At 40.1% G+C, this 12,484-nt stretch carries 13 protein-coding genes; 12 read left to right on the plus strand and 1 reads right to left on the minus strand.

The features are described from left to right. Positions 1 to 63: 63 nt before the first annotated feature. From DVR12_RS08475 to tatA, 12 genes are all read left to right on the plus strand, one after another. On the plus strand, positions 64 to 735 hold the full coding sequence (locus tag DVR12_RS08475) for a FadR/GntR family transcriptional regulator (protein WP_116975239.1): 672 nt from the start codon (positions 64 to 66) through the stop codon (positions 733 to 735). 47 nt (positions 736 to 782) lie between these two features. Beyond that, complete coding sequence (locus tag DVR12_RS08480; RefSeq protein WP_116975240.1) at positions 783 to 2,003, plus strand: MFS transporter; 1,221 nt, start codon at positions 783 to 785, stop codon at positions 2,001 to 2,003. Positions 2,004 to 2,127: 124 nt separating this feature from the next. Continuing rightward, positions 2,128 to 3,000 (plus strand): EamA family transporter, encoded by an 873-nt coding sequence (locus DVR12_RS08485; protein WP_116975241.1) that lies wholly within the window; start codon positions 2,128 to 2,130, stop codon positions 2,998 to 3,000. 67 nt (positions 3,001 to 3,067) lie between these two features. Next, the gene (locus DVR12_RS08490; protein ID WP_116975242.1) at positions 3,068 to 3,718 is read left to right on the plus strand and encodes a tetratricopeptide repeat protein; all 651 of its coding nucleotides are present in this window, start codon (positions 3,068 to 3,070) and stop codon (positions 3,716 to 3,718) included. A 96-nt stretch (positions 3,719 to 3,814) separates the two neighbouring features. After that, the gene (locus tag DVR12_RS08495; RefSeq protein ID WP_116975243.1) at positions 3,815 to 5,779 is read left to right on the plus strand and encodes a TonB-dependent receptor plug domain-containing protein; all 1,965 of its coding nucleotides are present in this window, start codon (positions 3,815 to 3,817) and stop codon (positions 5,777 to 5,779) included. Between the two features lie 17 nt (positions 5,780 to 5,796). Then, positions 5,797 to 6,390 carry a DUF6580 family putative transport protein gene (locus DVR12_RS08500; protein ID WP_116975244.1) on the plus strand — a complete coding sequence of 198 codons (594 nt, stop codon included), beginning with the start codon at positions 5,797 to 5,799 and terminating at the stop codon, positions 6,388 to 6,390. A 162-nt stretch (positions 6,391 to 6,552) separates the two neighbouring features. Beyond that, positions 6,553 to 7,881 carry a DUF5074 domain-containing protein gene (locus tag DVR12_RS08505; RefSeq protein WP_116975245.1) on the plus strand — a complete coding sequence of 443 codons (1,329 nt, stop codon included), beginning with the start codon at positions 6,553 to 6,555 and terminating at the stop codon, positions 7,879 to 7,881. Positions 7,882 to 7,886: 5 nt separating this feature from the next. After that, the gene (gene cobU / locus DVR12_RS08510; protein ID WP_116975246.1) at positions 7,887 to 8,399 is read left to right on the plus strand and encodes a bifunctional adenosylcobinamide kinase/adenosylcobinamide-phosphate guanylyltransferase; all 513 of its coding nucleotides are present in this window, start codon (positions 7,887 to 7,889) and stop codon (positions 8,397 to 8,399) included. Positions 8,400 to 8,404: 5 nt separating this feature from the next. Then, positions 8,405 to 9,448 carry a nicotinate-nucleotide--dimethylbenzimidazole phosphoribosyltransferase gene (gene cobT / locus DVR12_RS08515; protein ID WP_116975412.1) on the plus strand — a complete coding sequence of 348 codons (1,044 nt, stop codon included), beginning with the start codon at positions 8,405 to 8,407 and terminating at the stop codon, positions 9,446 to 9,448. After that, entirely contained in the window at positions 9,445 to 10,218 is a 774-nt protein-coding gene (locus DVR12_RS08520; protein ID WP_116975247.1) for an adenosylcobinamide-GDP ribazoletransferase, read from the plus strand. The genes cobT and DVR12_RS08520 overlap by 4 nt, the downstream gene beginning before the upstream one ends. Continuing rightward, positions 10,203 to 10,760 carry an alpha-ribazole phosphatase family protein gene (gene cobC, locus DVR12_RS08525; RefSeq protein WP_158563236.1) on the plus strand — a complete coding sequence of 186 codons (558 nt, stop codon included), beginning with the start codon at positions 10,203 to 10,205 and terminating at the stop codon, positions 10,758 to 10,760. The genes DVR12_RS08520 and cobC overlap by 16 nt, the downstream gene beginning before the upstream one ends. A gap of 121 nt (positions 10,761 to 10,881) precedes the next feature. Continuing rightward, positions 10,882 to 11,097, plus strand: coding sequence for a twin-arginine translocase TatA/TatE family subunit (gene tatA, locus DVR12_RS08530; RefSeq protein WP_199417075.1), 216 nt, complete (start codon positions 10,882 to 10,884; stop codon positions 11,095 to 11,097). A gap of 64 nt (positions 11,098 to 11,161) precedes the next feature. On the opposite strand, the gene DVR12_RS08535 is transcribed toward tatA, so the two are convergent. Beyond that, positions 11,162 to 12,478: a DUF5690 family protein gene (locus tag DVR12_RS08535; RefSeq protein WP_116975414.1), complete on the minus strand. Its 1,317-nt coding sequence runs from the start codon at positions 12,476 to 12,478 to the stop codon at positions 11,162 to 11,164. Positions 12,479 to 12,484: the final 6 nt, after the last annotated feature.

The following is a 12,484-nucleotide window of genomic DNA, read 5'->3' on the forward strand; positions in this document are numbered from 1 at the left end:
AATCAAGAAAAAAAATAAATTCCCAATAATAATTTTCTATGTTTGCAAACATCAGATGATAAGATGAATACAGCACATTCTCCATTAAAACGTTTAAGTCTTGCCGAAGAAGTGGCAGGGCGTATGCAGGAGCTGATTACCAGCGGTAAGTATAAAGTTGGTCAGCAACTTCCTACTGAACCTGAGCTCATGCAACAATTTGCAGTGGGGAGAAGTAGCATCCGTGAGGCAGTTAAAATATTATCACACCGTGGATTAGTCAGGGTACAGCAAGGCCTTGGCACATTTGTATTGTCGCAGACTCCAAGTGGAGAAGCATTATCACAACGTTTACAGCGGGCCGATTTCAGAGACCTGAATGAAGTAAGATATTTACTGGAAGTTAAGATTGCGGAGAAAGCAGCCATACACAGAAGCAGCAAAGATATTGAGCGGATGAAAGGCTTTTTGAAAAAGCGATTCGAATATGCCAGCAGTAATCAGCTCGAAGCTTGTATACAGGCCGATATAAACTTTCATATTGCCATCGCGGAAGCCGGGAAAAATGAAATCATGCGGGATTTGTATAAAACCGTAGCCGGCCATCTCAAAAATTCATTCCTAATCAGGTATACCGACACCAGTACATTTGTAGAAAGCCAGCATTTCCATGATGCCCTACTGCAAAGTATTATAGATAAAGATCCGAAGAAAGCACTCGTTTGGGCAACCAAAATAAGTGAGTTCTCGAAATAATTTTTTTACCCTTAAACATCAGATGATCTGATCTTAAAATCACAACAATGGCAACTATGTTAACAGACGAACCCAAAGTAGTAGCAGAACAAGCCGCCAGACAAACAATCTTGTCTATCCTCCTGGCTCTGAGCTTTACGCATTTCCTGAATGACATGCTGCAATCGCTTATCCCTGCCATGTATCCGGTGCTCAAAGATTCGTTGAAGTTGAATTTTACACAGGTAGGTCTTATCACCTTTACATTTCAGATGTCGGCTTCTGTACTACAGCCCCTGGTTGGCCTTTATACAGATAAAAAACCTAAAGCATTTTCATTGGCAGTAGGAATGAGTTTTACATTGATTGGATTGGTAAGTCTTTCCATGTCTCATAATTTCTATATGGTGCTGGTGTCGGTAGCCCTAGTAGGAATAGGATCGGCTGTATTTCATCCGGAAGCATCCCGACTAGCCTATATGGCATCGGGAGGTAAGCATGGTATGGCTCAATCACTATTCCAGGTTGGAGGTAATGCCGGGAGCTCACTGGGCCCGTTACTGGCCGCCATGATTATTGTGCCATTCGGACAGTTCAATGTAATCTGGTTTACACTGGCTGCTCTTGTAGCAATTATTGTAATGATCAATATCGGGAAATGGTATCAAAATAATACACATCTCATCAAACCTAAGCAGGTAAAGCTTATTGCCGAGAATAACCTCTCCAATAGTCAGGTACTGTTCTCATTGGGAATATTGCTGGTACTGATATTTTCCAAATACTTCTATATGGCCAGTATGACCAGCTATTATACGTTTTACCTGATCGACAGATTCCATATCTCCGTACAAAGTGCGCAGGTTTACCTGTTTATCTTCCTCTTTGCAGTAGCAGCCGGTACTTTTATCGGAGGGCCGGTAGGTGACAAAATCGGACGTAAATATGTAATCTGGATTTCCATTTTGGGAGTTGCACCATTTTCTCTGCTGCTGCCGCATGTAAACCTCTTCTGGACAGCGGTTATGAGCGTATTCATTGGTGTTATATTATCATCTGCCTTCTCAGCTATTCTGGTATATGCGCAGGAACTGGTTCCGGGAAAAGTAGGTATGATAGCAGGATTATTTTTCGGACTGGCATTCGGAATGGCCGGAGTAGGTTCTGCATTATTGGGTAAACTGGCCGATAATACAAGTATAGCTTATGTATACGATGTTTGTGCCTATTTACCACTTATAGGAATCCTAACTGGATTATTGCCAAATCTGGAGAAACATAAAAAATAACTACATTTTCCGGTAAAGCCTGCAAAGTTTTTTTGAAGAAGCATAAGAAGGGTTATCAAACAAATCCTTATGCCTCTTCAAAAAAACTTTGTTGCTTTGCGTGAAAACATATCAATTTAAAGTCATGTGGAAAGGAATTGTGCTGGTACTCGTAGGAGCCTGCAGTTTTGGAATATTATCAACAATTGTAAAATCGGGGTACCATCTGGGCTATACATTAGGAGAATTATGCAGTGTACAGGCGGGATTTGGAATGATAACACTATGGGCCATTCAGTTATTTTCGGGGCGCCCGACCTATGGGCTTAAAAATAGTGCCGTTCGCACCTGTTTTTTGCTGGGAAGTTCTACCGGCATGGTAAGTATTACTTATTACTACAGCGTTCAATATATTCCTGCAAGTATTGGGATTGTATTACTCATGCAATTTACGTGGTTAAGTATGCTGGCAGAGTGGGTAATTTACAAGAAGAAGCCCACAGGCCGTCAGTGGCTGGCAGTAGTTTTTATTTTAACCGGTACCTTGCTGGCAGGAGGAATATTCAATGAAACACCGGCTGCACTTAACTGGAAAGGCCTGGTTTTCGGGATGATAGCCGCCATCTGTTATACCATTTTCATTGTGGTAAGTGGCAGGGCTGCCACTTCACTTAGCCCTGTTCTTAAAAGTGCCTGGATTGTAACCGGAGCTTTTTTGCTTATAACAATCATCTTCCCCCCTGTTTACCTGCTTAATGGGAGGTTTATAGAAGGAGGATTATGGGTTTGGGGTATTCCATTGGCTTTATTTGGAACAGTGCTCCCGCCCTTCCTGTTTTCTAAGGGGATGCCCCAAACAGGCGTGGCATTAGGAGCGATTTTAAGTGCGGCAGAGTTACCTGTGGCCATTCTGGCGGCTACTATTTTCCTGCACGAGCAGGTTTCTGCACTTCAGATTACCGGTGTTATTATCATTTTAAGCGCTATAGTATTGGCCAACCTAAAACAAAGGAAATGAAAACCCATAAGGTGTTTTTTTTATTTATCTTTGCTCCCTCTATTAGTGATTTACGAATTGTTTTTACATGAAAGCATTTAACTTTTTTATTCTATATCGCCTGCCAATCGGAATTCTGTTATTAATAGGCGGTATAGCGCTCGGAGCAACAATTGGCTGGTGGGAAGCTACGATTGTATTGGTGTTGGCAGCCATATGCCTGGTTACACATTTCATGTTTGGACCAATGCGTTTAGTGCAGGAAGCAGTGGAGGCTGGTAATATTGAGAAAGCATCAGCCCTGATGAATATGGTAAAATTCCCTAAACTGTTATACAAACCTATTCGCTCTGTATATTATTTTATGCAAAGTAATATGGCTATGTATTCCAATGATCTGGATAAAGCCGAAACCACTATCCGTCAGAGTATTAATTCCGGCAGCCCAATGAAAGAGTATGAGGGTATGCAATATTTTCAATTGGGAACAATTGCCTATCAGAAAAATGACCTGAAAGGTGCCGACCAAAACCTGAAAGTAGCCCTGCGTAAAGGATTACCTGATAAAGAAAATACAGCTGCCGCGCTCCTGACTTTAGCTTCAATTGCCATGAGCCGCCGCGACTTCAAATCTGCCAAAGAATACTTCAGAAGGGCTAAGGAACAAAAGCCAACAACTGCGCAGATTGTAAGCCAGATCAAAGAAATGGATAAGTATATCTCCAGAATGCCAGGTTGATAATTAGCACTTGCTATATATTGGCGCGATGTGATTTCCAGGGTTTAGCCAAACTTAGAATCACATCGCGCCTTTTCTTTATTTAAAATCTCGTGAATGCACACCAAAATTTACCTGCTACTTCTTAGTTTCACTTGTTTACAAATCAATCTCAGAGCTCAGGACAGCAGCCGGATCAATCAATTAAACGAAATTACAGTAACAGCTACCAAGGCTCCTCAAAAAGCAGGAGAAACCGGTAAAGTTGTTACTATTCTAACCAAACAATACCTCCAGCAAAATAGCGGTAAGTCTATTGCTGAAATACTCAATCAGCAAACTGGTCTGATCATCAACGGTGCCAATAATACAAGAGGAACCGTACCTAACATATACACCCGTGGGGCAAGTAATGGCAATACGCTTATACTGATCGACGGAATGCCGGTTAGCGATGCTTCATTATCCAGCAATTCATTTGATCTGAATTTCATCATACCCGAACAGGTAGAAAGAATTGAAATACTACGTGGTAGTCAATCTACCTTGTATGGGTCCAATGCAGTTGCCGGGGTTATCAACATCATTACAAAAAACGCCGGAGATAAGAAATTCGGAGTAGGGTTAAACACCTCTTATGGTAGTTATAACGACTGGCAGGGCAATGTAAGTGTTCAGGGAAACCTTCAACGCTTCTCTTACCTGGCTGGCTATAAATACGAAAAAACAAGAGGGTTCTCCGATGCCTATGATACTACACACATCAGCAACTTCGATAATGATGGTTTCAGGCAACATTCCGCATTCGCGAAACTAGGATATAAAGTTTCTTCCCGCTGGCAATTGAATTCGTTGTTCCTATACAACAATTACCACAACGACCTGGATGAAGGTGCATATACCGATGAACGCGACTATACAGGCAAATCGGGTTACCTGCAGGCCGGAATTAAAAGTGATTACCAATTCAAACATGGTTCCTGGCACTTTTTATATACTTATCAACGTACCAGAAGAACCATTAGGAACGACAGTACCTACAATGGACCTGATATCTTTGCGAAATTCGACAGCACAGTTTACACTTCCAACCTTCACCAGTTCGAAACATATGTAAACCTGGATCTGACAAGCAATTTGAGACTAATCGGTGGCGGAACCTTCGGTATAGCTAATATGGAGAGGTATGATAAGTTGATCAGTAATTGGGATCCCAATTTATACATTACCGGTTTATCGCCTGATAGTGCCCATATTAACCAGACAAGCCTATACGCTTCCTTGTTGTTGCACAACCTGAATGGATTTAATATGGAACTGGGAGGAAGATATAATTACCATAATATTTATGGTAATAATCAAACATTTTCTTTCAACCCTTCTTACCTGTTGAATGAGCAACATAAATTCTTCATCAATATATCATCGGCTTACCGTATCCCGTCGTTATACCAACTATATGATACTTATGGCAACAGAAACCTGAAGCCTGAAACTACGATGAGTTATGAAGCCGGATACCAGGCATCTCTGATCAAAAACCGGGTAAATGTAAGGGCAACAGGATTCCAGAGAACAACTGATAACCTGATTTTATTTGCCTTTGATCCGGTAACCTTTACCAGTCAATTTCATAACGCCAATAAACAAAAGGCAAAAGGTTTTGAGCTGGAAGCCGATTGGACTATCATCAAAGGTCTGGTATTAACAGCCAATTATACGTATGTTGATGGAAATATTGTTGAAACTCAAAACGGGAAAGATACTACCTATAACAATCTGTACAGAATCCCCAAGAGTGCAGTAAATGCGACTTTGGGCTACCAGGCTACCAAATCGCTGTATGTTTCAACTACGTTTAAGTATATGGGTGAGCGGATGGATTATGTGGGTTGGGCTGATAAGCCAATAGCCCCGATGGGAGATTATTATACCATAGATCTTTATGGTGAGTATAAATTTGGTAACTTGCTGAAAGTTTACGCAGGGTTAAGAAATATTACAGATTATAAATATTTTGATATTTTGGGATATAACACCAAGCGATTTAACTTTACCACAGGTCTAATTGTTAATTTGTAAACTTTAAAATCGATATAATGTCTTTAAAGAATCTCAATCCGCAATTTGGTGTATTGTTGCTCTTTATCATAGCAGCGGGAATCATCCGTGTAGTGTTGGGAGCAGATGCAAATATGTCGCCCATCGCAATGTTTACTCCGGTAGGTGCAATGGCCTTATTTGGAGGAGCTTCATTTTCTCAGAAATGGAAATCTTATGCTTTTCCACTTTTAACCTTATTTATCAGTGATATTATTTTGATGCAGTTCTTCCATAAGGAATATGCATCTGGATTACTTTATAAAGGTTGGATCTGGAACTATGCAAGCTTTATACTGATTGTGTTATTAGGTCAGGTTATGATTAAAAAAGCGAGTGTAGGCAATATTGTTATGGCTTCAGTTGGAGCAGCGATGATTCACTTCCTGGTTTCCAACTTTGGTGTATGGGCCAGCGGGTCTACAGATATAACAACCGGCCTTCCGTTTACCCGTGATTTAGCAGGTTTAACCAACTGCTACGTACTGGGTATTCCTTTTATGAAATATACTCTGATAGGCAATCTTATCTACAGCACTATCTTCTTTGGCAGCTTTGCCCTGGTAAAACAGCGTATGCGTTTTGCTCAGTAATATTGTTTTTATATCTTTTTAGAGATTTAGTAGCGGGCAGAATATATGTCTGCTCTAAATCTCTAAATTATTTTGGGGGATATCGTCGCCCCTTGCATTCAGCAACTATCTTCAGCGCTAATTGAACAGTTAATAGTTATACGTACATAAATTACAAACTACATGCGCAGCATTACACGCAAATTTCAACTTTTATTTATTGTAGCAGCATTGGCAGTAGCAGGATTAGCTTCCTGTTCTAAAGATAACCAGGCCGAAGTAATCGTTCCTCAGATTCTAGCGCCGGGATTGCAAAACGGATACGACACCATTAAGGTTGGCGATACAAGAGTAATTAGCCCGGAGCTTGCCAATGTTAAGAATCCCACTTTTCAATGGTTAGTAAACGGTGTACAGGTCAGCACAGATTCAATTTATACTTTTACTCCTACTGAACAAGGAAATTATACTATCTCCTATAAAATTATTTCAGGAAATAGCATGGCTGTTTTCTACTACAGAATAAAAGTAGAAGGAAAGTTCGAAAATGGCTTCTTCCTTATCAATGAAGGCCAGTATGGTGTAAGCCCGGGAGATGTAAACTTTTACCGCAATGGTGAAGACTCCGTTTATCAATATGTTTTCGCACGCAACAATCCAGGTAAAACGCTGGGTACTACAACTGAATACGGTGCATTTTATAACAACAGATTATACCTCATTTCAAAACAAGGACCTTTTGTAGTGGCTGATGCCAGTACCATGAAAGAAGTTGGGCGTATTAACCAATTGCCAAAAGATGGTAATGCATTCTGTGCAATAAACAGCAATACCGGATTAATAAGTACCATCGATGGAATTTATCCTTTAAATCTGCAAAGCCTTACTTTAGGTAGCAAAATTGCCGGAATCAATGGTGAGGTAGGCGGGATGGTAAATACCAGTACCTATATTTTTGTATTGTCTGAAACAAGTGGTTTGCTTGCTTTAAACCCTTCCAACTATAGCATTGTTAAGAACTTCGGTAAAGCTGATATAGGTTTTGCCGTAACTCCGGATGGCACTATCTGGGCTGCCAGAGATACTTACTTGTTTAATATCAACCCGGAGAATCTGAAGATTGATACAGTAAATATTCCATTCCCTGTTTACGCCTCATGGGGCTTCTGGAATCCAGGCATGTTAAGTGCATCTACTTCGGAAAATGCGGTATTTATAGGAAAAACAAACAGCTGGCTGGAAGAAGGAAGAGAGATTTATAAGTATAGTGTTGGTGTACCTTCTTCATTACAGACTCCATTTATAACGATAGCTGCCGGTACACAACTTTATGGCGCCGGATTCAGAAATAATCCGGTTAATAATACACTTGTTGTTACCAGTCTGAAAACTCCGTATGCCAACAATAATCAAAACACCCTTGGTATTTACGATGCTACTACAGGTGCCTTGAAGAAGAATGTTTCCTATGTAGGTTTCTTCTTCCCTGCAATGCCAGCATTCAACAGGTAATATTTATGATATATCTCATCACAGGAGGAGCAAGATCCGGGAAAAGCGGTTATGCACAAAATCTGGCTATTTCATTGAGTGAACAGCCGGTGTATGTTGCTACTGCCAGAATATGGGATGATGATTTTGCTGAAAGAATAAAGAAGCATCAGGAAGACAGAGGCCCTCAGTGGCAATTGTATGAAGAAGAGCAACAATTGAGTTTACTACCATTGGAAGGTAAAACAGTAGTTGTGGACTGCATTACATTATGGCTTACCAACTTCTTTGTTTCAAATAATTATAATCAGGCAGGCACCTTGCAGGCTATTCAAACAGAAATTGATTCCCTTTTAAAACAAAAAGCGGATTTCATTTTTGTAACAAATGAAATAGGAATGGGGGTGCATGCCGAAACCGGTGTTGGCAGAAAGTTTACCGACCTCCAGGGATGGGTAAACCAATACATTGCACGTATAGCCAACACCGTTGTATTAATGGTATCTGGTATTCCAGTTGTAATAAAAGAAGAAAAATAACCATGATGAGTCAGCGTCCGATTACACCAGTAGCACAAACATTAAGAGCAGCCTTACAGGATAAAATAGATCAAAAGACTAAACCTCCCGGTTCATTAGGTATGCTGGAAACGATTGCGCTACAAACAGGGTTAATACAGGATACGCTGACTCCCACAATCAACCAGCCTGCTATTATTGTATTTGCCGGCGATCATGGCATTGCAGCCGAAGGACTGGTAAACCCATTTCCTCAGGCAGTAACAGCTCAAATGGTTTATAACTTTCTGCAAGGTGGCGCAGCCATCAATGTGTTTAGCAAACTACATCAGCTAAACCTGGTAGTAGTTGATGCAGGAGTAAATCATCTTTTTCCGGAGCATGAACAGCTAAAAAACAGAAAGATTGCCATGGGCACTCAGAACTTTCTGCATATGCCGGCTATGTCGCTCGACCAATGCAGACTTGCCCTACAGGCAGGAGCTGAAGAAGTACAGCGACTGCATGAGCAGGGATGTAATACTATTGGATTCGGAGAAATGGGGATTGGTAATACATCAGCTGCTGCATTGCTAATGAGTCACTTCACTAAAATACCGGTTGCCGATTGCACTGGTACCGGAACAGGGAGTAACATACAGCAGTTAACTCAAAAGAAAGCTGTTTTGCAGCAGGTAATGAATAATCATGCAACTCCACCCAGTGCAGAACAGGCGTTAGCAACCTTTGGTGGCTTTGAGATTGCGATGATTTGCGGTGCTATACTTGAAGCCGCCTCACTTAAGATGGTAGTGGTGATTGATGGATTTATTGTTACCTCAGCATTACTGGCGGCAATGGCTATGGAACCGGCTGTGAGAGACTATTGTGTATTTGCACATTGTTCGGAAGAACAAGGTCATAAAGCTATGTTGGAATTCCTGAATGCCAAACCTCTTCTGCAACTTGATATGCGGTTGGGCGAAGGTACAGGAGCTGCATTAGCAATTCCGTTGTTAAAAAGTGCTACTGCTTTTCTAAATGAAATGGCAAGTTTCAGTAGCGCACAAATCTCAAACCGGACAATATGAGAGAACAATGGCAACTATTCCTGACAGCCGTAATGTTTTATACTCGTTTGCCTGTTCCTACTATTCCTTATTCCAACGAAATGTTGAACAAAGCAACCCGTTATCTTCCGCTGATCGGATGGATTACAGGAGCTATCATGATTGCATTAGTACTGATCTTCAGACATATTGCCCCCCCGATGATAACCATTTTACTTTCATTAATTATGGGAATCTGGGTTACAGGTGCATTTCATGAAGATGGATTTGCAGATATGTGTGATGGATTTGGTGGAGGATGGACAAAGGAAAAGATCCTTGAAATCATGAAAGACAGCAGGATTGGTACTTATGGCATGCTTGGATTATTATTAATAATGACATTAAAGTTTTTGTCGTTACGTGAAATGTCTTTATTTCTGGTAATGTTAACTATTGCCAGTGCGCAACCATTAAGCCGGTTTGTGGCTGTAACAGTGATTTATACACATAAATATGTGCTGGAGAATGAAGACAGCAAGGCCAAACCTCTGGCTAAGGGAATTACGAAAACAGATCTTTTAATTGCAGCGGTGGGAGGACTTACTCCGTATGTCGGCGTAATGATCTATCTTCATAATTATACTTTGCTCTTAATTATTCCAGCATTGTTATTGGGTCGCTGGTATTTAGTACGCCTGATGAATCAATGGCTGGGAGGTTATACAGGCGATTGCCTGGGAGCCGTTCAACAAGTATCAGAAACAATTATTTACTTATCCTTTTGTATTCTTACATGGAAATATATTTAATAAGACATACTACCCCTTCAGTTGATGCCGGGTTTTGCTATGGAACTTCAGACGTAGATGTAGCTGGAAGCTTCGAAGAAGATGCTGCAAGAGTAAAGGGGATGTTAACTCCAGGCCAGTATAAGGTAATTAGCAGCCCATTACAACGCTGTGCTAAACTAGCCAGATATCTATATGGCGATCAGTTTGAAGTAGACGATCGGCTTATGGAAATGGATTTTGGCGACTGGGAAATGAAGCCCTGGGATGATATTAGCAGAAATGCTTTAGACAGATGGGCATTAAATATTGTGTTTGAACGGATTCCGGGTGGGGAAACCTATGAGGAATTGTTTAACAGAAGTAAGGAAATATTTGAAGAATGCCTTGCCAGTGGGGAAGATACCGTTTTGGTTACCCATAACGGAGTGATCCGTTGTATTCTTGCTATGGTTACAGATACTCCTTTAGTGGATGCCTTCGGTTTAAATATGGATTTTGGTAAGATTTCTATTATTAAATATGAAGACAAACAACTCGAATTAATTGTTTCTAATTTATAATATGTTGTTTTGCAAACAATTATATTTATATTTCTAAATATTACATCAAAAAACGAAAAAACTGGTATTTCGTGCTAACTTTATGACTGTATAATATAGTACACCATAAAATTTGTTTTAAATGACAACATCTTTTCTGAATATCCCGCTGTTGTTTTTGCAGGAAGTTGGTATTAAAGAACTATTGCTGATTGCTTTAGTTATTTTGTTATTGTTTGGTGGTAAGAAAATACCAGAGTTGATGCGCGGTCTGGGTAGCGGCATTCGCGAATTTAAAGATGCAAAAGATACTCCTGCCAAGAAAGGTAAGAGTGCTGAAGCTTCTGATAACGAATAATTAATTAGATTCCTGTTATAAAGACAAACAGAAAGATCGTGCATAAGGTAATGCACGATCTTTTTTATATTGTTAACATTGAAGCTGCAGGTAAAACAACCGCTTTATTGGAAGCCTGGTATTTCTTCCTGAAGTACCAGATTGAAATTACCATCATCGCTATCCCACTTAACGATACTCCCATTACCACCTCAATAAAAAAGTGGCTCCACGATAATGATGTTCCACCAAAATTTTTATACAACATCACTCCCACACTTCCAACATATCCAAATGAATCTGCTACATAAATAATAAACCCAACATTGCTTACATACTTAAATACTGCAATCAGTCTTTCAAAGAAGATACAATTAAACGGAATATAGCCCATATAAAGCCCTAATCCGGAAATTGTCATCCAACTAACCGGCCCCATTCTATGATGCTGAAATAACCAGGTGCTGATCAACGCAATCATAAACCCTGTGATTACAATAAGATGATTTAGTATGAAAGCATGGAAATTATTCTTCACAAAAATCAATAAACCCATTACAATAATAATGGCAACAGATACCGGAATTTCTGTTTGTAAAAAAATACCTGAATTATTCCCATACCCAAAATCCTTCCAGATATCAGCCGCAAAATTATCTCTCATATCTCTCAGAATGGTTAACAGAACATAACTGGCTATCAATAAAACCAATCCAGGTAAAAACAGCTTAATCATCTTTCTTCGCTGTTCTTTATTCATTGGCTCCCGCTTAGTTCTTAATTTCTCATCGGCTTCAGTAGGCGGGGGTATTTGTTCAAGCAAAACCACAAAAATCAAGATGGGTACTACGAAAATACCACCCGTAACAAAGGGCATCCAATATTCGGAAATCCCCCAGTCTACTACTGTCAGCTTCCCAACAGATTTAACAAACCCTGATGAAAAAATAAAACTGATAGATAATAATGCTCCCATAAATTCGGTACTACGCCTACCCTCCAGATAACTGAAAACCAATCCCCATATCATTCCAAGCGGAAACCCATTCAATAACAGGAAAACAATATTGTAAGGACGAGGCACCAAACCAAAGCCCAACAAAGCAATCCAGGATATTGCTATTAGAGTAACAATACTCCGGGCTCTTTTCGATCCCTTCATTTCGGCAATGAATCGTATCCCATAAAACTTGCTTAGCGCATAACCTATTGTTTGGGTAATGACCAACCAAATTTTATAATCAATCCCTAAAAATGTTTGTCCTTCAAAAATTCCTGCTGTAAATGGTTTCCTGAAAGCATACATGCATGAATAAGTTCCAAATGCCACCAGGCCTGCATACAACGAGAAAGTAAGATAATGGGTTTGCTGTAACCAGCGTCTGATAAAGGGTATGTTCATGTTCAT

The sequence above is a fragment of the Chitinophaga silvatica genome (assembly GCF_003419895.1).
Taxonomy (GTDB): Bacteria; Bacteroidota; Bacteroidia; order Chitinophagales; family Chitinophagaceae; genus Chitinophaga; species Chitinophaga silvatica.